General features: G+C 49.1%; 19 protein-coding genes. 12 read left to right on the top strand and 7 right to left on the bottom strand.

From position 1 onward, the window contains the following. The first annotated feature begins 56 nt into the window (after positions 1-56). The 4 genes from NC997_RS08550 (at position 57) to secA (ending at position 6,162) form a co-directional block, all read left to right on the top strand. Positions 57-1,172, top strand: coding sequence for a bifunctional riboflavin kinase/FAD synthetase (locus NC997_RS08550; RefSeq protein ID WP_190527352.1), 1,116 nt, complete (start codon positions 57-59; stop codon positions 1,170-1,172). A gap of 286 nt (positions 1,173-1,458) precedes the next feature. Continuing rightward, on the top strand, positions 1,459-2,367 hold the full coding sequence (locus NC997_RS08545; protein ID WP_190414084.1) for a MoxR family ATPase: 909 nt from the start codon (positions 1,459-1,461) through the stop codon (positions 2,365-2,367). Positions 2,368-2,478: 111 nt separating this feature from the next. Further along, positions 2,479-3,099, top strand: coding sequence for a diheme cytochrome C (locus NC997_RS08540; RefSeq protein ID WP_190414083.1), 621 nt, complete (start codon positions 2,479-2,481; stop codon positions 3,097-3,099). 246 nt (positions 3,100-3,345) lie between these two features. Next, positions 3,346-6,162 (top strand): preprotein translocase subunit SecA, encoded by a 2,817-nt coding sequence (gene secA / locus NC997_RS08535; protein WP_190527350.1) that lies wholly within the window; start codon positions 3,346-3,348, stop codon positions 6,160-6,162. A 45-nt stretch (positions 6,163-6,207) separates the two neighbouring features. On the opposite strand, the gene NC997_RS08530 is transcribed toward secA, so the two are convergent. Together NC997_RS08530 and NC997_RS08525 are read right to left on the bottom strand one after the other, a co-directional pair. Further along, positions 6,208-9,192, bottom strand: a complete 2,985-nt coding sequence (locus NC997_RS08530) for a GAF domain-containing protein (RefSeq protein ID WP_190527348.1) — start codon at positions 9,190-9,192, stop codon at positions 6,208-6,210. Between the two features lie 88 nt (positions 9,193-9,280). Continuing rightward, the gene (locus NC997_RS08525) at positions 9,281-9,412 is read right to left on the bottom strand and encodes a hypothetical protein (protein ID WP_348257776.1); all 132 of its coding nucleotides are present in this window, start codon (positions 9,410-9,412) and stop codon (positions 9,281-9,283) included. Positions 9,413-9,562: 150 nt separating this feature from the next. Between NC997_RS08525 and NC997_RS08520 the strand changes: the two genes are divergently transcribed. Further along, positions 9,563-10,732, top strand: a complete 1,170-nt coding sequence (locus NC997_RS08520; protein ID WP_190527346.1) for a quinone-dependent dihydroorotate dehydrogenase — start codon at positions 9,563-9,565, stop codon at positions 10,730-10,732. A 66-nt stretch (positions 10,733-10,798) separates the two neighbouring features. Here NC997_RS08520 and NC997_RS08515 read toward each other — a convergent pair whose 3' ends face one another. Further along, positions 10,799-11,986: a PAS domain S-box protein gene (locus tag NC997_RS08515; RefSeq protein WP_199292331.1), complete on the bottom strand. Its 1,188-nt coding sequence runs from the start codon at positions 11,984-11,986 to the stop codon at positions 10,799-10,801. A gap of 1,225 nt (positions 11,987-13,211) precedes the next feature. Here NC997_RS08515 and NC997_RS08510 point away from each other — a divergent pair. The 5 genes from NC997_RS08510 (at position 13,212) to NC997_RS08490 (ending at position 16,007) form a co-directional block, all read left to right on the top strand. Beyond that, the gene (locus NC997_RS08510; RefSeq protein ID WP_190527344.1) at positions 13,212-13,409 is read left to right on the top strand and encodes a hypothetical protein; all 198 of its coding nucleotides are present in this window, start codon (positions 13,212-13,214) and stop codon (positions 13,407-13,409) included. Positions 13,410-13,623: 214 nt separating this feature from the next. Continuing rightward, a complete protein-coding gene (locus NC997_RS08505; RefSeq protein WP_190527342.1) occupies positions 13,624-13,881 on the top strand; it encodes a hypothetical protein in 258 nt (85 codons plus the stop codon). A 352-nt stretch (positions 13,882-14,233) separates the two neighbouring features. Further along, positions 14,234-14,491 (top strand): DUF1816 domain-containing protein, encoded by a 258-nt coding sequence (locus NC997_RS08500; protein ID WP_190414070.1) that lies wholly within the window; start codon positions 14,234-14,236, stop codon positions 14,489-14,491. A gap of 438 nt (positions 14,492-14,929) precedes the next feature. Further along, a complete protein-coding gene (locus tag NC997_RS08495; RefSeq protein WP_190430515.1) occupies positions 14,930-15,148 on the top strand; it encodes a hypothetical protein in 219 nt (72 codons plus the stop codon). A gap of 187 nt (positions 15,149-15,335) precedes the next feature. Then, positions 15,336-16,007 (top strand): alternative oxidase, encoded by a 672-nt coding sequence (locus NC997_RS08490; RefSeq protein WP_190430516.1) that lies wholly within the window; start codon positions 15,336-15,338, stop codon positions 16,005-16,007. A 27-nt stretch (positions 16,008-16,034) separates the two neighbouring features. Here NC997_RS08490 and NC997_RS08485 read toward each other — a convergent pair whose 3' ends face one another. Both NC997_RS08485 and tmk read right to left on the bottom strand, forming a co-directional pair. Continuing rightward, the gene (locus NC997_RS08485) at positions 16,035-17,036 is read right to left on the bottom strand and encodes a DNA polymerase III subunit delta' (RefSeq protein WP_190527340.1); all 1,002 of its coding nucleotides are present in this window, start codon (positions 17,034-17,036) and stop codon (positions 16,035-16,037) included. 139 nt (positions 17,037-17,175) lie between these two features. After that, positions 17,176-17,838, bottom strand: coding sequence for a dTMP kinase (tmk, locus tag NC997_RS08480; RefSeq protein ID WP_190527338.1), 663 nt, complete (start codon positions 17,836-17,838; stop codon positions 17,176-17,178). Positions 17,839-17,904: 66 nt separating this feature from the next. Between tmk and NC997_RS08475 the strand changes: the two genes are divergently transcribed. Further along, positions 17,905-18,072 (top strand): hypothetical protein, encoded by a 168-nt coding sequence (locus NC997_RS08475; protein WP_190527336.1) that lies wholly within the window; start codon positions 17,905-17,907, stop codon positions 18,070-18,072. 59 nt (positions 18,073-18,131) lie between these two features. Beyond that, positions 18,132-18,479, top strand: coding sequence for a hypothetical protein (locus tag NC997_RS08470; protein WP_190414060.1), 348 nt, complete (start codon positions 18,132-18,134; stop codon positions 18,477-18,479). A gap of 48 nt (positions 18,480-18,527) precedes the next feature. Here the strand turns inward: NC997_RS08470 and NC997_RS08465 are convergent, their stop codons facing one another. Continuing rightward, entirely contained in the window at positions 18,528-18,950 is a 423-nt protein-coding gene (locus tag NC997_RS08465; RefSeq protein ID WP_190414059.1) for an FHA domain-containing protein, read from the bottom strand. 385 nt (positions 18,951-19,335) lie between these two features. Then, a complete protein-coding gene (locus NC997_RS08460) occupies positions 19,336-21,786 on the bottom strand; it encodes a heavy metal translocating P-type ATPase (RefSeq protein WP_190527334.1) in 2,451 nt (816 codons plus the stop codon). Between the last annotated feature and the right edge of the window lie 388 nt (positions 21,787-22,174).

Below are 22,174 nucleotides of genomic sequence, written 5' to 3'. Positions count from 1 at the left end.
TTGGCTAATCCTTAATGACTAATGACGAACGACTAAATTATGTAAAAATGTAAAGCGTGTGGGTAACTTCTTCTCCTGACACTGCTCTAAAACCAACCGCTGTTGCCTTGGGAAACTTTGACGGTGTGCATCGCGGGCATCAACAGGTCGTCAAACCAATTTTGAAGGCTTCTGACGTTCCAGGTGTACCAACGCTTCCTCCATCGTCCCTGCATCGGCGGTTAGAATACCATTGGCAAAGCCAAAGTGAGGACACGGGACGGTCGCCTGAGACGAAAATTCTCAGTTCCAACGAACATCCCATCGCTACAGTGGTGACGTTTAATCCGCATCCGCGAGAGTTTTTTACAGGTCAACGCCGAGGACTGCTAACACCCCGACCCGAAAAAGTCCGACAACTAGAGGCATTGGGTGTGGAACAGCTGGTGCTGTTGCCTTTTGACAGGGAACTGGCTGCTTTGAGTCCGCAGCAGTTTGTAGAAAAGATTTTGGTGGGACAACTCAGAGCGCAAAGTGTGAGTGTCGGAGAGGATTTTCGCTTTGGGTGCCAAAGAGCGGGTACGGGGGCGGACTTAAAAGCGATCGCGCACTCTTATGGCATCAATGTTATCTTAGTGCCGTTGCAAACCTGTGAGGGCGAACGGATTAGCAGTTCAGTCATCCGTCAGGCGCTCCAAGAAGGAGACTTAGAGCAGGCAAACCGGCTACTAGGGCGTCCTTACACTCTCACTGGATTAGTCGTGAAAGGACAACAACTAGGCAGAACCATCGGATTTCCTACCGCCAACCTACAACTTCCTTCAGAAAAGTTTTTACCCCGACAGGGCGTTTATTGTGTCAGAGTTTATAGCGAAACCGAGGATGGTTCGGAAGCCACCGGGCAAACAGAAACAGGGAATGGGGAAGCCAAAGTAGCGGCGGATGGTTGTTCCTTGCCAATAGAGGGCATCGGCGTGATGAATATTGGCAATCGCCCCACGGTAGACGGTACCACCTCCACCGTAGAAGTTCACCTGTTAGATTGGGTCGGAGATTTATATGGAAAGACCTTAACTGTGAGCTTGGAACAGTTTTTGCGCCCCGAACAAAAATTTGCTTCCCTGGACGCGCTTAAGACGCAAATACAGGTAGACTGCGAGGCAGCAAGAGCCTTATTTAGGACTGAGGACTGAGGACTGAGGACTGAGGACTGAGGACTGAGGACTGAGGACTGAGGAGTCGAAGAGTGAGGAGCCAAAGAGTGAGGGTTGAGGACTGAGGACTGCAATAGAGTGAGGTGAGATACAAATACAGGCAGACTGCGAGGCAGCAAGAGCCTTTTTAAGCGTGAATGGCTAAGCGGTCTCATTCGTCCATACTCAATCGTCATCAGTCATTGTCACTGTTGGCAGACAACAGACAACAGACGACGGACAATGGACGAATTCACTACTGACGAATGACGAAAAAATAACGACTATGAGACAACGTATTGAGCAGCTGACGCAAAATCTGGGTCGCACAGTTGTCGGCAAAGCAGATGCCATTCGCTTAGTGCTAGTAGCCCTCCTTTCCGGTGGTCACGCCCTGTTGGAAGATGTCCCTGGCGTTGGTAAAACCCTGTTGGCTAAATCGCTGGCACGCTCGATTGACGGAAAGTTTCAACGCATTCAATGTACTCCGGATCTTTTGCCCACTGATATCACCGGCACGAATATCTGGAATCCCGCCGGACGCGAGTTTGAATTTCTGCCGGGACCCGTGTTTGCCAACGTGCTGCTGGCAGACGAAATTAACCGTGCCACCCCCCGCACCCAATCTGCTTTATTAGAAGTGATGGAAGAGCGACAAGTCACCGTTGATGGGGTTTCTCGCACCGTACCCAATCCGTTTTTTGCGATCGCAACTCAGAATCCAATTGAGTATCAGGGGACGTTTCCCTTGCCAGAAGCCCAAATGGATCGCTTCACGGTTTCCTTAACTTTGGGCTATCCCAGCGAGCAAGAAGAACTCCAAATGCTGCAACGGCTCGCTGAAGGCGTTAGGGTAGAAGATTTACAGCCCTGTATTTCCCTGGAAGACGTGCTGGAGTTAAGGCGTCTGTGTGGCGGCGTGAAGGTAGAGGCGTCTTTGCAACAGTACATTCTCGACTTGGTGCGGGCGACGAGGGAAGATGAAGAAATTACGCTCGGTGCCAGTCCTCGCGGTACCGTTGCCTTGCAGCGAAGTACCCAAGCACTGGCTTTTTTGGAAGGGCGGGATTATGCTATTCCCGATGATGTGAAGTTCCTGGCACCTCACGTCCTTTCCCATCGTCTCATTCCATCGGGCGGTCGCCGTGCTAAGACGATTGTGGAGCGTCTGCTGCGCTCGATTCCGATTCCATAGACTTTTGTCCCTTGTCAGTTGTCTTTTGGTAGTAGGTAGTAGGTAGCAGGTAGTCGGTGTAACTCACAAACCACAACCCACGACCCATTACCCATTACCCAAGCATCCGTTATGCCAAAGCTTGTCCGGTCAAAAACCCGCTCCCGCTCTTTCCCTGGGCGAGAAGCCGCGCCTAAGGGCATCCGCAAGCGATCGCTTTTTACTTTGTTTTTGCTGCTCTTAGTCTGGAGCATCATCCTGGGATGGGGAATGGCAATGGCGATGGACGTTCAGAGCAAAGTCCCCATTGCCCAAATGTCCCCAACCACTGCCAACACAGCGACAGAAATAATGGGTACCGTCGATCCGGTTATCAGTCGCCTCGAATTGGGACAGCAACTTTACGTGGATAACTGTTCCACCTGTCACATTGCCGTCCCCCCAGCCGTTCTGCCGATGGAAACCTGGAAAAATCTGCTGCAAGAAACGCACCAACATTACGGGACGCAGTTGCCGCGCATCATCACTCCCTCACTTTTACTGATTTGGGATTACGTGAGGACTTACTCTCGTCCCCAACTAGAAAAAGAAACCGTGCCCTATCGGGTTACAGAATCTCGCTATTTAAAAGCACTTCATCCTCGCGTCGAACTGCCCCAGCCCGTAAAACTCTCTAGTTGCGTCACCTGTCACCCTGGCGCTAATCAATACAACTTCCGGGATCTGACTGCTGAATGGGAAAATTCACCCTAAAGTTAGACGGGATGCCCGTACCATCTCAGCCTAAGTGGAAATGATACGATGATTGATAAATGCCGAAGGTCCTTGGAGGCATAAAACCGCTAGGCAGAAAGATGAATCAAGTAGGACTTCTCCGCTGACTTCTGACTTCTGACTCCTAAGTTCATCCTTCATCCTTCATCCTGCGAAGAAAGCACCGCTATACGCGACAGCGAATCGCTAACATCCTTCATCCTTCTAAAGTTTCCTTTTGCTGCTATGTTTAAAAAATTACTGGGCGATCCTAACGCACGCAAGCTCAAAAAATACCAACCTTATGTTGTAGATATCAACCTCTTGGAAGAAGACATCCAAGCGCTGTCCGACGAACAACTGACGGGCAAAACCGCAGAATTTAAACAGCGACTGGAGAAAACTAAGACAGCGCGGGAACGCCAAGAACTGTTGGATGAGTTGCTCCCAGAAGCTTTTGCAGTCGTGCGGGAAGCAGGGCGGAGAGTTTTGGGAATGCGCCACTTTGACGTGCAGATGCTCGGTGGGATTGTTCTGCACAAAGGTCAAATCGCCGAAATGAAAACTGGGGAAGGAAAAACCCTGGTATCAACCCTACCGGCTTACCTCAACGCCCTGACTGGCAAGGGAGTCCACGTAGTCACGGTCAACGACTACCTAGCGAGGCGCGATGCCGAGTGGATGGGTCAGGTGCATCGGTTCTTGGGCTTGAGCGTAGGGCTGATTCAATCGGGAATGGGGCCAAGCGAACGCCAGAAAAATTACGCCTGCGATATTACTTACGCCACGAACAGCGAACTGGGTTTTGATTACCTGCGCGACAACATGGCAACTTCGATGGCGGATGTGGTACAGCGTCCACCGAACTATTGCATCATCGACGAAGTTGACTCGGTGTTGATTGACGAGGCGCGGACGCCGTTGATTATTTCCGGGCAAGTCGAGCGTCCAACTGAGAAGTACATGAAGGCGGCAGCGATCGCTTCGGCGCTGGAAAAGGAAGTTGAGAGCGACGGGAATAAGCAAGGGCATTACGAGGTAGATGAAAAAGCTCGTAACGTTCTGATGACGGATGAAGGGTTTGCCAGAGCAGAACAGTTGCTGGAAGTCAAGGATTTGTATGACCCCAACGATCCTTGGGCGCACTATATCTTTAATGCGATTAAGGCAAAAGAGCTGTTTAAAAAAGATGTGAACTATATCGTCCGCGACGGGGAAGTCGTGATTGTGGATGAGTTTACGGGGCGGGTACTCCCCGGTCGTCGCTGGAGTGACGGACTCCACCAAGCAATTGAGGCGAAAGAGCGGGTAGAAATTCAGAATGAAACGCAAACGCTCGCGACGATTACCTATCAAAATTTCTTCTTGCTGTATGAAAAGCTCGGCGGGATGACCGGAACGGCAAAGACAGAAGAAGCCGAATTTGAAAAAATCTACAAACTGGAAGTTACGCAAATTCCCACTAATAGACCGAGCGGGCGGGGAGATATGCCCGATGTGGTCTACAAGGTAGAGGCAGGGAAGTGGCGGGCGATCGCTGAAGAGTGTGCGGAAATGCACAAAGTTGGGCGACCCGTCCTTGTGGGAACAACCAGCGTAGAAAAATCAGAACTCCTATCAACTCTGTTGAGCGAGCGAGAAGTGCCGCACAACCTGCTGAATGCCAAACCGGAAAATGTAGAGCGAGAGTCGGAAATTGTCGCTCAAGCCGGTCGCAAAGGGAAAGTGACGATTGCGACGAACATGGCGGGTCGCGGAACCGACATCATTTTGGGCGGGAATGCGGACTATATGGCACGCCTGAAGCTGCGAGAATACTTGATGCCCAAGATTGTGCAGCCGGAAGAAGAAGATAGTTTTGCCTTAAGCCAGGTTGCGGGAGCGCCAGGACGTGCCCCCGCGCAGGGGTTTACTCCCGGTAAGAAGGTGAAAAGCTGGAAGGTTAGCCCACAAATTTTCCCGACTCAGTTATCCAAGGATACGGAACAAAAGCTGAAAAGTGCGGTAGATTTTGCCGTACAGCAATATGGAGAGCGGAGCCTGCCAGAGTTGGAGGCAGAGGATAAGCTAGCCGTTGCCTCAGAAAAAGCACCGACGGATGACGCGGTCATCCAAAGGCTGCGGGAGGTTTACAACTTAATTCACAAAGAGTACGAACAATTTACCAGCGCCGAACACGAAGAAGTGATCCAGTTGGGCGGTTTGCACGTTATCGGCACAGAACGCCACGAGTCGCGCCGGATTGATAACCAGTTGCGGGGTCGCGCCGGACGGCAAGGAGACCCAGGCTCGACGAAGTTTTTCTTGAGTTTGGAAGACAACCTGTTGCGGATTTTTGGTGGCGATCGCGTGGCAGGATTGATGGATCGATTGCGGGTAGAGGAGGATATGCCCATTGAATCCGGGATGCTAACCCGGAGTCTGGAAGGGGCGCAGAAAAAAGTCGAAACCTACTACTACGACATCCGGAAGCAGGTATTTGAGTACGACGAGGTGATGAACAACCAGCGTCGCGCTATCTATGCCGAACGCCGCCGCGTCTTGGAAGGGCTGGATTTGAAAGAACAGGTGATTCAGTATGCCGAGCGGACAATGGATGACATTGTGGAGGCTTACGTCAATCCAGAATTACCTTCGGAAGAATGGGATTTAAACAGCCTTGTCGCCAAGGTGAAGGAATTTGTCAATCTGTTGGCAGATTTGGAGCCGTCCCATCTAGAAGACATGAGCGTTGGGGAAATCAAAACTTTCTTGCAAGAAGAAGTGCGAAAAGCCTACGACCTCAAAGAATCGACTGTCGATCAAATTCAGCCTGGTTTGATGCGCCAAGCCGAGCGCTTTTTTATCTTGCAGCAAATTGATACCCTTTGGCGGGAACACCTACAAGCAATGGACGCCTTGCGCGAGTCGGTAGGTTTGCGCGGCTACGGTCAAAAAGACCCGCTGATTGAGTACAAGCAGGAAGGATATGAGATGTTTCTGGACATGATGACGGATATCCGCCGGAATGTGGTTTATTCGTTGTTCCAGTTCCAGCCGCAGGTTCAGCCGCAAGCGGTGTAAAAGAATTAAAAATTAAAAATTGGGCATTCAATTTTTAATTTTTAATTAGACCATTGGTAGTAACAACCGAGTTAAGTAGCGGTGTCCTTCCATCTGGTAAAACTGGAGATCGCCGCCAAAAGAGCGCACGAAGCGTTGGCAAATCTTCAAGGTTGGTTCGAGATGGAAACCCGCTCCTACGGGTGTTGTCAAATCAAAACTTTCCGAATCGGTCATTAACAATTCCACGAGGGAAGCGCTGTCCTCTTGGGGAATTTTGACTTCAGCCTTGAGATGAATCCGGCTGTTTGCGGTTGCCTTACGAGCTGCGATCGCTAACAGTTCGGAGAGGACGCATTCCAGCTTAAGCAGGTCGCTATATACGTGAAGGTTGCTACCCACTCCTCCGATGGATACTTGAATCTGGCGCTGATGGTAGAGAGGTTGAACGAACCAGAGCGATCGCTTCAACACATTCACTAACGGCACCTTTGTCAGTCGGCGCTTCAGCTGCCACTGCTCCTCCTCCACGAGCGGGGCGAACTCCCCAAGGATATTCCCTAGTTCGCGGATGAGTTGTGAGGAATGCATACGCGCTAAAGATTTATCTGGAGGATGCCCTTTAGAAGGTACAGAACTGTCTGCACGATTGGTTTGTTCTCCCAGCGGGATGTCTGATAATCCCCCCCCTACAAGTTGATTCAGGCGGTTAAGGCGATCGGCGGCAGAGGAATGCAAGCTTGCCATACAACGATGTTTATACCAGTTCAGCTGTTCTAGGTTTCTGACTTGCCCATAGAGAGCGGCGTTTTCCAAGGTGTACTGGCGAATCCGAGCGAACTGTCCTATCAAGGTTTCCACAACCGGAAGTAAGTGTTCGGGCCACTGACGCTGGGGGCTGTCTGCCAGCACAACCAGACCACCGGAAGGATGAAGGGGAGTTGTTTCCTCCTTCGTCCTTCCGCCTTCATCCTGGGGGAGAGCCATGACCAGCAAGCAGCCGATACTGGCGCTGCTCAGCCATTGCCGGGATCTACCGGGGATTTGCGTGCCCCGCTTTTCTAGAAGACCCTCAGTCGTTAGAGCTTCCTGAATCAATGCATCGTTGAGTGGAACCGAAAGGTCGGGGGGAAGGGCAAACCGCGAGTTTGCCATCACCGCCGCCGCTACCTTGGCGTTTTCAATCCGAGAATCTTTCCGAGTGCCTCCCCAAGTAAGCAAGAGCGCTAGAGGAGATTGCAGCATCTCAGAGAGGAATTCCACCCAAGCCCGATCGAACCCGGCTGGGTCTGGCGGTGCCGATAAGAGAATCTTCAAGCCAGCCTGGAAGAAGGATTGGGCTGACTCTGAGAGTTGGGTGGAGGTTCTCATCTCCAAGGTGCGGACTGCCAAACTTAATTGTTGGCTGACGATGCCTAGTAATTGGCGCTCGGTTTGGTTCCAAGTTCGGGGAGTGTTATGACCAATGACAACAAGGGGTAAGTTCTCTTTCGGGTCTGGGTCAAGCTCAGAGGTGTCGCGACTGGACATCCGGCAGACTAAAAGCGATCGCACGCCTAAACCCGCCAAGCTTTCCCGCCAGCGACCCAGTCGCGGGTCTTGTTCCCAATCTTCAATCGCCACGGCTTCAGGACTTTCCTCGATTAGCTGCCGGTCAGCACCTGTAACAGCGCTGAGGGAAGTTGTTAGGGGTCTTCTATTCAGTGGCTGGCGCTGGTAAACAACCGAATAATTTTCAGCTTTCTGTTTTGAGTTTTCAGTTGAACCTGGAGTAATCGGGAATGAGTCTTGTTCCCCATTCCCGAACCATGACCCATGACCACTTCTGGGTTGTTGCAGTACCAAAAAACGTTCTGCCCCCAGCCGCTTCAAGAGCAGCTGGGCACACTCATCTAAGGCTTTCTCAGCGTTTGTGTTGTCGGCGAGAATACGGGCACACTCTGCCACCAGTTGGGCATCCTGTTGGGTACGCTCAAGCGTTCCTTCTATCTCCTCACTTCCTGCCCCTAGGGAAATCAACTGAGCAGCCGCACGAATGTAGTTTTTTTCCGCTTCTTCCCAAATGCGAGCTTCATTGCCTTCCACTGCCAGAAAGCCCACCAGTTCCTGCTTTACCCGAATCGGTGCAGCCAAAAGGGAGCGTGCCCGCAACCTGGAGAGCAAGCGCCCGGTTACTTCGGCTTTTAGGGGGCTTCTACCCGCGCCAATGGCAATCAGCCGATTTTCATTCAGAGCTAGATAAAATTCGCTGACTTCTTGGACGGTAAGACCAGCAGCAGCACTGGCGGCTGAGGAAGCGAGTCCCTTAGATGTCTGGCGGTTGCCAACTCGGTGCCAAAAGTAGCGTCGCTCCGGGGAATACCAGTAGACGCTGGTGCGAGTTGGTCCAATAAATTGCTGCGTCATGGCTACCACAGCCTCTAGGCGTTGATCCATCGCAGGCATCCGCGCCATCTGGTCTAGCACCTGAAATAGCGGCTGGTCGGGGCGCTTGGTCGAGGAGTGCTGCCAGTCAAGTTCAATCTGGTACAGGGCAGCAGCTAATCCCCCAAACAGCATTGACATCTGGGCTTTTTCTCCCGGTCGAGGAGTGGCACCCCACAAGGACGATCCTAGTAGCACGACACCAAAACAACGGTCTTTGCAGCGCAAAGGATAAAAAAACGCACCCTGAATTCCAAATTGTTGAGCTGCTCGACGCCATTCTCCAGCCCGCACTTCTTCGCTGAGATTTGGGACGCCTAAGGAGCGCTGCTGGATGACTACCTGCTCCAGAAGGTCGCCGGGACTTAGAGTAAACTTACTTTTAAGAAATTTTGTGTCGCCGGTGGGAGTGACGCCGCCTTTGCCAAATAAACGGTGATCTAAGCGATCGTAGAGGCCAATCCAAATCAGGCGATAGTCAAACTCGGAGGCGAGATAATTCAGGGTGGTTTCGATGAGAACGTCAACATTCTCCTCTTCCCGCATGGTCTGAAGGACGCGCCCCAAGGCAACAAGTTGGTTTTCGTAGTCCGCTGGACTTTGGTCTGGAGTGTGGTGTTGATCCATGTTATTCAACCGCGACCCGACTCATTGCGATCGCTTGTCGCTTGTCAGATTTCTCACTTGAAAGTAGGACTGTTAGCGTAGCGGCGCTCTACTCGCGGATTGCCCGAACAAACCAGAGCGTCTCAAAAGGAAATATTTTCAGCTTATTCGTTGTGAAACTTTGCTCATCGGTGAGTGTCTTAAAACTCGGAAGTCGGGCGTGCGGGAAAGAGACTTTCATGTTTTTGGTATGAACTTTGTTCGTGGGTGTCTCTTGCAAAGCTTGTAATATCTAGAATGCCCTTACTTGAGGATAGTCGGTTGTCAATTATTAGTTATTTTTGTTTTCTTTTTTACCAATGACTAATGATTAACGACGAATGATTAAATTATGGATATCTATCAACTCGCAATTCGTCCGGCATTATTTTCCGGATTGAAAGCCGATCCAGAATGGCTGCATCAACAAACGCTCCATCTGTTCAGCGCTCTTGCCGGTTCGCCTTCTCATCCCCCCAAAAGCTGGATTGTTGCACAATTACAGCAATCTTACGCCAAGAGAGATGTTCGCTTAGAACAAACTTTGTGGAAGCTAAAGTTCCCCAATCCAGTGGGTCTAGCCGCTGGATTTGATAAGGATGGCGTCGCGGCTGGGATTTGGCCCAGTCTCGGCTTCGGCTTTGCGGAACTCGGCACCGTAACCTTACACGCGCAACCGGGAAATCCCCGTCCTCGCTTGTTTCGCTTGCCGATGGACAAAGCCGCCCTCAACCGGATGGGATTTAATAACCAAGGGGCCGCGGCAATGGCGCAAAGGTTGGAAAGCTGGAGTGGAAAGTTAAAAGCTGAAAATTCCAACCTTCAACCTTCAACCTTCAACATTCCCCTAGGAATTAATCTAGGTAAATCTAAGATAACGCCACTAGAGGCTGCGGCTGCTGACTATCTGGGTAGTTTTCGCCTTTTGAAGGATTTGGGAGATTACTTTGTCGTTAACGTTAGCTCACCCAATACACCAGGATTGCGAAGTCTCCAGTCCTCGGATCAGCTGAGTCTGATTCTAGATGCCCTGCAACAGGAAAATCAAGGACAAAAACCTCTACTGGTAAAGATTGCCCCAGATTTGGAGTGGGAAGCGATCGCTTCTGTGATTGAACTTGCTAAAAATTACCAACTGGCTGGGATCATCGCCACTAACACCACTATCCGGCGCGATCATCTAAAAACCCAGATACTTTCCCCAACTGGTAAACCCGTGAGTGAAGAAGCCGGTGGCATCAGCGGTGCCCCTTTAAGAGAACGTTCTACCGAAGTCATTCGCTTTATCTTCACGCAAACGCAAGGTCAACTGCCCATTATCGGCGTCGGCGGCATCTTCACTGCCCAAGATGCCTGGGAGAAAATCGCGGCGGGTGCTAGCCTGATCCAGGTTTACACTGGCTGGATTTATGAAGGTCCTTGGATGGTACGCCGCATTCTGGAGGGTCTGTTGCAAAAATTGCAGGAACACAGCTTAGCGTCCCTCTCTGACGCCGTTGGCATAGACAGTCTTCAGACTTGATTTCAAGCTACCCACTGTCACTTGTTAATCAACCAACAACTGATAACTCACCCCTAACCGCTTACTCTAGAAGCTCCCTTCTTTGAGGATAATGTGGTACTTGGAGTCAAAGGAAATCTTTCCTTCTTGCTGTAACTTCCCTAACAAACGGGTAATTGTCACTCTGGTGACGCAGCAGGCATTGGCAAGGTCTTGATGGGTGAGACGAACGCTCAAACGAGTTCCCTGCGGCACAGGTTCGCCAACTTCCTGTTTCAGCAGCAACAATAGATTCTGCAAGCGGTCTTGCAATCGTCGCTGACCAGAAATCGCCAAAAGCGATTCTGTCTGCCGCAACCGCAAATTAATTTTCGGTAAAATAGTCTGGGCAAGATGAGGGGAGGCTGTTATCTCTGAGAGGGAAATGTTAACTATCTGCACGTCCGAGACGGCAGTTGCTTGATAGGTTGACAGGGCGGTTAAACAAGAGCCAAAAGGCATCGAAGGACCGACTAACCCTACCAGCACCTCTTCACAATTGTCACTCATCGTACTCAGCTTCACCAAACCCCGACACACTAACCACAGGTTTTGAGGGTCGAGGGGAATGATTTCTCCTTTGGAGTAAGCCTGTACAGGGCGATCTTGCTTGAGGTCGTAGTTATTTTTTTCTAGCGCCTTCTCTACCCGCTTGCGCTCAGTGATATCGCGAATCAGCCAACGCAATGTGACGGCTTTGCCTTCCCCATTATTATGAGTAGTGGCGACTGTTATCCCCGCGTCAAAAATCTCACCTTTACGGGGCTGTAGGCGTACTGTCCACTCATATACTCGTTGCTGCTCATGCAGCCGAGTCAGTTCGTTACGAAAGATTCGACGTTCTTCTTGAGGAATGAAGATGACAAACGGTTTGCCCACTAAAAACTCTGGCGACACGTTGAGCAGTTTAGCAGCAGCGCGGTTGGCTTCTCGGATTGTCCCTTCTGCATCCGTCACCAGGTAGCCTTGCGGTGCTAACTCGAACAGATCCTGGTAGCGGTGGCGTTCGGCTTCCAACGCCTGTCGTGCGGCTACAAGTTCCTCATTCTGCTGGCGTAGTTCCTCTAGCGCCACTTGTAGCGTTTCCGAGGCGATGCCCAACTCCTTGAAGGCGACTGGCAGTAGCTCTGGCTCTTTAGGCGGAGCGATGGTTGCCCCTTTGTACAGCTCAGCTAATCGCCAGTTAATTTGCTGAATTTGTTGGGCAAATAAGTTCACATTTATTTCATTTTTCATAGTTTTACCTTCACTAAGGGCATGATTGAGAACTTCTTACCCTCTATCAAGTTCACTGCTTTTTTCCTTTTAACATTCCTTTCTCTAATTGCGCCCTTCCAAAAGAGGCAATCCTTGCTCCCCCTATTTATCTATTTATTAAATGAATAAATTAAATATGCAAATAGCGGCAAAAAGTAAATTTTATTTAACTAATGTATATTCAAGCTTATTTTTTGAGATTATGGAAATAATTAGGGTTTTCTAACTAAATATTTAGCGATTGGAAAATCTTTGATGTACAACACCCTGTAGTGCGGAACCGAGCGCAATGTGAGTAAAGCACAAGGGAGATTCTATCACTCTCTGCATACGCTTTGCGATCGCTTCACAAAGTTGCTTTGCACTAAGCACCGCTTCGTTAACGAACGCAATCAAGAGTTCAGTTACGCGGGGTATGAAAAGACAAGTTTTGAAAGAACCTAATTAAAATTGCTTGTGATTTTTAATACAATTATTCACTGAGTTTACATCAATCTATTTCTTCAGATAGATGCAGGCGAAGAGGACAAAAGTTAAGCCTTAGATAATCGTTATCCTGCCGCAAGAAGCTGCAACGGGATATACTGACAGACAACACCAAGCCCCTAGAAAGCAACTGATAGGGGCTTTTTATATTCAGAATTGCAAATAGATTTAAGGTTCGCTGATCCCTCTAGTGTAAGCGAAAAATCAGGTTGAATGAGAATAATTTCGTTTATTTATTAGCGATACAATTTTAGCTAAACAGTTACAAACTCTGCTAGAAATACTGAAACCGTTATGTATGCGATCGCGTAGCAGCGTCTTCTGGAAGTTCTCTGAGCTGTAATCTGTCGCAAACACAAATAAAAACCTCCTGAGAAACTGCAATAGAAGGTTTTTTTGGATGCGCGATCGCCTAATAATTTCCCAGTCGGTTCATTCTATCTTAGAAGTGCAAGGCAATTCTCGCGATCGCCGTTTAAAACTCTTATATTTTATAAAACAGATGTCTCAAAGCTGTAGCTCTTACGCTTGTTTTGACAACTTTACTGTTCTATCCACGATACCGCTATCTTTCCTAAACATAGGTTTTGTGCTTCCAATCACAGGTAAATTTAACATTCAACCCAGCCCTGTGGTAGAAGTTTGGTAAAACAGTAACGGGTAAAGTTCCAAAGGTGCATTCTTACGGAGTTGGGCAAACTGCCCTAGCAGTTTTTGTATGCAAAAACAAGAAGTTTCCCTATCTGTGTCATCGCCCCATTGCGTTTTGAAAAACTTCCAGGCTTCCTCATCATTAGCCACAGAGGAAGATACCAATCAACGCCAGCGATTAACCTTCCCCACCCAGATTACAGTTCGCTTTGTGTTTGGCAGCTTCCCACCTTACCTCGCCACTGTCGCGTTCGCGAAATATTAGTATTTCCTAGACTACTAAAACTAGGGGTATAAATAACAGTAGACTTTATAAAGCTAAAATCTTAAAGAATGCTCTAAAAAGCAAGATTTTTTGTAGATGATGGGAATAAGTAATGGTTTTTTATTACCGATTTATAAATAATTGAGTGCAGGCAAGTAATCTTTAATTAGCCTACCTGTTGATTAACTATAAAATTAATTCAGAGCGTTGTACCATGCCAGAGAATCTCAATAAATTAAGCTTTCTCAACCCCCAGAGTCGTTATTGGGGTCGTTTCACTCCAGAGGAGCTAGCTTTTAATGCGAATTTACAGGAATTTGCACAAAAAATTTCTTATATATCTGCGTTGCAAACCGGAGGTAAGATTTCTTCCGAACAGGCATACAAGGATATTAAGTCTCTGTGGAAGCAGTTAAAGACAAGTAAAAAAGAACTAGGCGTGGGAGCAAATATCCCAAAAACAGAAAGCTAGTGATGGTCAACAGTTACGCTGCTAATGTCAGGGTTTATTGATTATTCAGCAATATCTTGAACTTTAAGGTTGTATTGCATACACTTGTGCCAAGTTGCATCCGTTAAACTAGAATTCAAGAACAAATTTTGTGTTTGATATTCTTTGAGGTTTTCTAAAAGATATAAAATATCAATTTGGCGATCGCATCTGAGTACAGTAACGCAGTTGTATGAAAGCAGAATCGTACAACTATGAGCCGACTGCCAGGTTATCCTATCGAGCTGGGCAGAACTGTCATTCAGTTCAAACGAGAATTTCAATGCCTCTGTCTAGTTTGTCTAATCCCTAATTCTCTTAGTTATCACTTCCTATGGCACTGCTCAAAACAATCAAAGAGGTCTTGACAGGATTTGCACAAGGTCTCCGGATGTCTTGGTGGGTGGAAATTGCCACTACTGAGCCTCGCTGTATCTACTATTTTGGTCCCTTTCACAACTCCGCTGAAGCAGCAACTGCGTGCCCTGGCTATATTGAAGATATCCAAAGTGAAAAAGCTGGCGGGATCGAAGTCACCATCAAACGCTGCAAGCCAAGCGTGTTGACGATGTGTGAGGAAGAAGTCAACTAAGAAAACTGTCCGAAATCTACCATTCAGTGGTTGGTATATAAGATCACCAAGAGATTTAACGTAATGCCCACTCCTCCGGTAGAAGTTCAGGGAAGGGGTAGGCATTAACTTGGTTAATAAGGACAACAAATGAATGGCAATCTCCCTCTGGGAGTTTCTACACGGTACTACACGGTCAGGGAAACAGCGATTATCCTCCGGAAACGCTAAGTCGGATGGCGAACTGACAAGTCAGCGCTAGGCTAACGCCTCGCTTCGCTAACGCTATCGCGCTTTTGTTAACCCTTCCTTGTCGAACCCTCTGCTTAGTAAACTCCCAGCTTCCCTTTTAAGGGACTGTTTGTAAATTACACTTGGTGGCGCTATTGCCTGAGCTTTTGTAACTTAGCGTCCCTATTAGTTTATATTTATAAACACTATTGAGGAGACAAAAAGATTATGACTCAACCTCAGTTCCATGATGAATTGACCCTTTCGGAAACAGCAGAACAATTTGGAAAAAAAGCTCTAAAGTTAGGTCTTATCCCTAGTTTTGTCGTCCGCTACTTTCCAGATAGCAGCCAATTCTATATTCCTAACGAAACCGAATCTGAACCGCTCACCCCAGAAGAGGCATATCTGCGTCTGAGAAAATTAGTGGAACAATCTGGTCAATAAGTGTTGTCCGCACAGTAGATGTCCGGCAGTCTCAGTAGGTGAGTATTAGGTAAGTATAAAAATTCAATATCAGCTAGCCCCCTGAACTACATCAATAGGGTTACTTGGTTTGTCAATTATTTTACATTTATTTATACTTAATCCATGAGTTTATAATTATTAGTCGTTTTAAAAGCAGACTAGGAGAATGATTCGTTTACTCGTTAGTTTCTTAGAATTTATTTTAAAAACTTTTTACCAAGAGCGATGGTATGCAAGATTTTATGTCTTGGAAACGATCGCTCGCGTTCCTTGTTTTGCTTATTTATCGGTTCTTCATCTCTATGAAAGTCTCGGCGCGTGGCCTTATGCTGATTGGATCAAGGTTCACTTTGCTGAGTCCTGGAATGAGTTGCATCATCTCCGCATCATCGAAGCATTGGGTGGGGGGAAATCGTGGAGCGATCGCATGATTGCTCGGATTGGCGTCCTGGCTTACTACTGGATTCTAGTCTTTGTATACATGATTGCTCCCAGATCGGCTTACTACTTTAATCAGTTAGTCGAAGAAGGTGCTTACCACACCTACGATAAATTTCTAACAGATCATGAGGCTGAACTCAAAACTCAGCCAGCTCCACAGATAGCAATTGATTACTACCACGAGGGCGATCTTTACATGTTTGATGATTTTCAAATCTCTCATACACCAAGGGAGCGTCGCCCAAAAATTGAGAATCTTTACGATGTGTTCGTTGCCATCCGCAATGACGAAAAAGAACACATCACAACCATGATTGCCTGCCAGCAACCAGACGCAAAAGAAAAAATTAAAAGCCCCCATTCCCCTGAATTTAAGCCCTCATCTGAAGAGAGTTAAGGCAATTTTTTCCTCTCAAATGGTGGCTTAAATCATTTCTAATAGCGTTACTTCCCAGACAAGTCGCGGTTGAGCATAACTCAGGAGAGATTGGCGGGCTTTTTCGAGTTGCTGGAGGGGCAATTTATGAATTACACCGTTCAAGAATTGCTGCCAGTAAGTGTGCTGTAGATAATCAACTAACCACAGTTGGGCTTCTGTATCGAGAGTTTTATCAATCCGTTTGGCGAGTTCAAGGGCGTCACGAAACGATTTTGGCAGATGGATAACGTCCTGAAGTAAGTCTTGGGGAATCGTTTGGAGTTGCTCCCAGGAAGCGATCGCATTTCCCGGACTGCCTTGCGCGATCGCTAACACCGTCGGATGCTCCAAAATCTCTTCGTGACCCGTCTTCCGCAACACCTGCTCCATTGCCGCCGAGTCTAAACCATAGAAAGGAATGTGCTGACAGCGCGATACCAGCGTCGGTAACAACGACGACGGCGTTGGTGCGATTAAAACCAGCGTTGCTCGTCCCGGTTCTTCCAGGGTTTTGAGTAAGGCATTTGCAGCCGCTTCTGCCATTGTTTCTGCTTGTTCCAGCACAACGAGCGATCGCGGTGCCTCCAGCGCCGAACGTCCCAGAAATTGGGTAATTTCCCGAATTTGCTCCAGCCGGATTTGCGGCGGAGCCTTGCGCTTGACACCCGCTTCGGCGGCTTCGGCGGCAGATAATCGTTGACCCTGATGCAGATAGGTCGGTTGCACCCAAAATAAGTCTGGATGATTGCCCTGACGCAAGCGGTTTTTGATAGACGCAATACTCCCCTTGCTTCCTTCCTTAATCACAGGAGATTCGGAGGCATCTGGCTCAGTTGCGGGTAGGTTGGCACAGAACAAAAGGTCTACAAAGCACTGAGCCGCCATGCTGCGTCCGATGCCTTCGGGACCCGCAAATAGATAGGCAGGAGCAATCCGATTTTGAGCCACTGCCTGAGTTAGTAACTCAACCGCTCGGTTTTGTCCGACAAGTTCCGCAAAAAAATCCATTTAACCGCAAAGAAAGGCAAAACTCAAAAAATTTGCAAGCAGTACCATTTACCCTGGAGACGCGATATATGGCGTCTGGAACCAACCCTCAAAAATTGTCTTGATAGTTTAATCCCCACTGCCAGGGAATTATAGATTTTTAATTTTCTAGAGACCATTCCCGAAACCGTTGAGTCAAGATAGCCTGAATTTTCCCTTGGACTTCTGCCTCAGTGCCACTGCCATCCACCCGCACAATCCGCTGGGGATGGGCTGCTGCTAAGGCTCTAAACCCCTGCTGTACCCGTTGGTGGAACGCCAATTCTGCTTGCTCCATTCGGTCGGCGGCTCCCCTGGCTTTAGCGCGTGCTAGACCTATTTCAACGTCAACATCTAGCCACAGGGTGAGGTCGCTTTCCAGTCCGTCTGTCGCCATTTGGCATATCTTCTTGATTAAAGATAGGCTAAGACCTCGACCATAGCCTTGATAGGCGATAGTTGAATCGGTGTAGCGATCGCACAAAATAATTCCTCCCGCCGCCAGGGTTGGTTTTAGCACTTCTTCAACGTGCTGCGAGCGGTCTGCTGCATACAACAATAGTTCTGTCCGGTCTTGAATGGGGTGATTCAGAGTCCCTTCGAGCAACAAGCGGCGCAAAGCTTTACCCAATTCTGTACCCCCTGGCTCTCTGGTGATCGCCACCTGCGAGAAAATCGGAGATTCTGCCTTCATCCTTTCCAGAAGCCAATCGCGCGATCGCTGCATCTGAGTTGTTTTACCGCTTCCTTCCACTCCCTCAAACACAATCAGCTTGCCCTGCATTCCCCAATCCTTATCATCACAGCCCTTTTTTCTTGCTCAAGATCGGGATGTGGCTCACCAGAACCGATGAATCCACTACCCACTCATCCTTCATTCTTCCAAAGTATCAGTCAACCCCACCCCGTGCTTTTGGTAACTTCCCTACTTAGTTCTTCCGGAGGAGCGACTGGTATGCTGGAAGCTGATAAAGGCTGGGTGATGGCTCTAGCCTTAGAAGCAAGCATTCCTTTCTGACCCGAAACGAAGGTTCGGTATGATAAGAGGGTCGAGGGATATGACGTCGGGGATTTTTTATGGCTCGTTATACTTGTTCATTTATCGTTGCAGTTCCCCTTGAGCGTCTCCAGCAGGTGCTCATAGAAGTTTTGGAGTCCTGTAATTTCGATATTATCTACAACACTGGAGACTACTTGATGGCTCGCGAGATACCGGGTCACGTCTCTTTTGCCAAGCTGGTGACGGTGGAAGTGCTCATCGATAAATCGACCGCTACCGACCGAGAAGTGCGGATGAATTTTGTAGTGAAAAACGAAGAGTTGCCCCTGCAAGTGGACAACCACTGCCACCAGATGTTCTATCAGGTGCATCAGGCGATCGCGGAAAATCGCCATTGGCAACTAGTTGAAAGCGTCGCCGGATAGACAAGCTCCCCCCTGGGAAGTTCTCAGGCGAGATTTTCATGCAGAAAATTAAGGTTCTTCCCCATCGCCAACCATATTGGGACTAATCAGGGTAATGTCCCACTCATCTGGAGGTCCCGTGGGAATGGATTCTCGCTTCAGGTGGAAGTAGCGTGCCCGCACTTGCGGCCCAAACACAATCTCATCTTCATCTTCGAGATCGTGAGCTTGGAGTTTTCGACCATTGATCAACAGACCATTGGCGCTGGGCTTGCCTTTGTCGCCATCGACAATTCGATAATAGTAAGAGCCATCCGCACGCAATTTTTGCACTAAAGTTGCGTGCCGACGCGATACAAATTGGGAGTACAACCGAATATCACACTTCTGGTCTCTGCCAATGCAATATTCGGGCTTTTCTAAGGGGAACTCCTTACGTCCCTGATCATCTTCAATAATCAATATATGGTTCAGATGCAGTTTTACAGCCATTGAAAAATTATTTAGAGAGAGGGCGGTTGGTTTGTGAAAAACAGTTACTTAGACTAACAGTGGCACCATTCTCAACCGGCGGGATAAGCGCCTGTGCCTGCACCCTGAATATCAACACTCGACCGAGCATTATCTTGAGGAAAACAAGAGGCGCTTTGGCGGAGGTTGGCAGGACTCCAGCGTAACACCCTCGCCTTCCCTGAAGCCAGTGTCGTCAGCTTGGAGCAGGCTTGATGTGTTTGGAGGGTTATAATCTATAATCTCCTCTATCATATTGTGGCACACCGGGTTAGCGGTCAATTGTTCGTTGGCAGTTGTGGAAAAGCGGGTTTAATTAAGATATTTGAAAGACACCAACCCGACTGATAAACCCACCTGGACTCAATTAGTTGTCAGTAGAGAGAGATTTACGGAGTAAAAGCGAGTTCGTAACAACACTGACAGAACTAAAAGCCATTAATGCTCCAGCAGCGGATGGGCTGAGAACCAGCCCAAAAGTGGGTAGCAGCACACCCGCAGCGACGGGCAAGGAGATGGTGTTGTAGGCAAACGCCCAAAAAAGATTTTGGCGGATTTTGTTGAAAGTCGCACGAGAAAGCTGGATTGACTTGACAACATCCAGAAGGCGATCGCGCATCAGAACAATTTGAGCAGTTTCGATGGCGACATCGGTTCCCCCTTGGAGGGAAATGCCAACATCTGCTTGTGCCAAAGCGGGGGCATCGTTAATGCCATCGCCAACCATTGCGACGTGCTGACCCTGAGTTTGTAGCTGGGCAATCGCGGCGGCTTTGGCGTCTGGACGGACATCTGCTAAGACATCCGAGTCTGGATTAAGTTCCAACTGAGACGCGATCGCTCTAGCCGCTTCCAGCCGATCTCCAGTCAGCAGCATCACCCGCAATCCCATTTGTCGCAAGCGAGACACCGTTGCTTTCGCATCTGGTCGGAGGGTATCGGTGACGCCAATTAACCCCGCTACTTGACCGTCAGCGGCGACATAAACCACTGTTTTACCCGCCGATGCCAGTTGTTGAGCCTGGTTTTGTTCGGAATTGTTGAGGGAAATTCCTTGCTGAGTCAACCAGTCTGCATTCCCTAGTAAAACCCGCACGCCTTCGACCAAAGCCGATACCCCTAGTCCCGGTTCCGTATAAAACTCATGGGCGAGAGGGAGGCTTAACTCTTGGCGGTGCGCTTCTTCCCCGATTGCTTCTGCGAGGGGATGGGTTGTGCCACTTTCTGCCGCCGCCGCCAGTTGGAGGAGGCTTTCTGGGAGGAAGTTCCCCACCGGCAAGTAATCAGTAACGACGGGATGACCCGTGGTAAGAGTGCCTGTCTTATCAAATACCACGATATCCAGGTGGTGTACCCGTTCCAGCACGTCGCCGCCTTTGATCAACAGCCCTCTTTCTGCCCCCAGACCCGTTCCCACCAAAATTGCCGTGGGGGTCGCTAAGCCTAAAGCACAGGGGCAAGCGATGACAGAGACAGAAATTGCAAGCTTTAAACTAAGTAACAAAGCTGAGTGCTGTAGAGGTGGGGGTTCCCTGTCTATGCCGCTGGCATGGTGCATGACTGAGTGCATCGCTGAGTGGCTCTCTATCCCTACTGCGCTCAACATCGTGACATCAGGCCAAAGTTGAGAGCCGATGAAGTACCAAAATAAAAACGTGAAGGTTGCTGCTGCCAGAACGCCGTAGGTGAAGTACCCCGCCACCGTATCCGCCAATAGCTGCACGGGAGCTTTCCGGATTTGGGCTTCTTCGACCAGGGCGACAATTTGTGCCAGAGTCGTATCCTTGCCGGTGCGAGTTGCCTTGATCGCGATCGCTCCCGACTGATTCAGCGTCCCAGCTGCCACCGAGTCTCCCGCTTGCTTCATGACCGGAACTGGCTCGCCAGTCAGCATTGACTCATTCACCGTTGTCTGACCCGCCACCACTTCTGCATCGACCGGGATTTGTTCTCCCGGCAAAACCCGCAACCATTCACCTACTCGGACTTGTTCAACGGGGATTTCAATGCCCCCGAAGTCGTTCCCCTTGGCTCTGGGCGTAGCGCCAGCATCTGTGGGATTAGCAATTAAACGAGCGACTTTTGGCTGGAGCGCCAGCAATGCCTGAAAGGCTGCGGCGGCACGACCTCTTGCCCGTTGCTCCAAGGTACGCCCAAGCAGGATAAAGCCTAACAGCATGACCGGCTCATCAAAAAAACATTCCCAACCCAGCTGAGGGAATAGCAACGCCACGCAGCTAGCCGTGTAAGCTGTAAGCGTTCCTAGCGCCACCAGGGTGTTCATATTAGGGGCATTTCGCCGCAAGCCCCGCCACCCATCGACTAATATCTGGCGTCCGGGAAAGAGTAACGCTGCCGTCGCCAAGCCCCAATGAAACCAAATGTTGGTCAGGGGTGAAAAATAAGCGGGAAAAGAGATGAAGTGTTGATTGAGATGACCAATTCCGGACAGCAAAATCAGAACGCCCGCAATGACTAGTTGCCTTAACTGCTGGCGATTTTCCAAGGCGTGCCGTTCTGCTGGACTCAGAGCCTCTTTTGCTTTTTCGCCTGCGTTGGTGGCGAGGCGAGGCTGGGTCGGAAATCCAGCTTCTGTCACCTGTTCGGCTAACGCAACTGGGTCAATCGCACCCGCTTCGCACTCTACGACAGCGACTTCTGTCACCAGATTAACGCGGGCAGAAACGACGCCTGGATGCTGGGTTAGCTGTTTTTCTACCGCTTTCACGCAGCCTGCACATTTCATGCCTGTGACATCCAGGGCGATCGTCTCTAGCGGCGATGCAGGGGTAGCGGCTACGGTTTGGGGGGATTGCATAGAGAATCTTGGGACTTTCCACGACACCTCAACGCCAGACTGTTCTAGCGTCTCTATTTTGAGGTTAGGCGAAAGTCCGGGCGATCGCGCAAAAATTCTTAATCTTTTTTAAGTTAGTTACCCGCGAACGGTCAACGGCTACTCCAGCGAAGATACATCACGTAGACCAGTGCTAGAGCCTGCATTGGCATGAGCGCGGCATAGCCCCTAAAGAAGAAGTTAATCTCTAAGCTAGACATTACACTGAAATATCCCATACCTAACAAAGCTAGGAACATGGGTAAAATCAGTTTTTTGGGTTTGCGTATTAGCATATTAAGTCAGGAGAAAGATTTACAGAAGAACTTAATTTAAACATGAATAAAATATCGCTCTATCTGTTAAATTT

This window comes from Trichocoleus sp. DQ-A2, assembly GCF_039961915.1.
Taxonomy (GTDB): domain Bacteria; phylum Cyanobacteriota; class Cyanobacteriia; order Cyanobacteriales; family FACHB-T130; genus FACHB-T130.
Note: the sequence above shows the minus strand (reverse complement) of the source record. Positions and strands in the feature narration are given on the sequence as shown.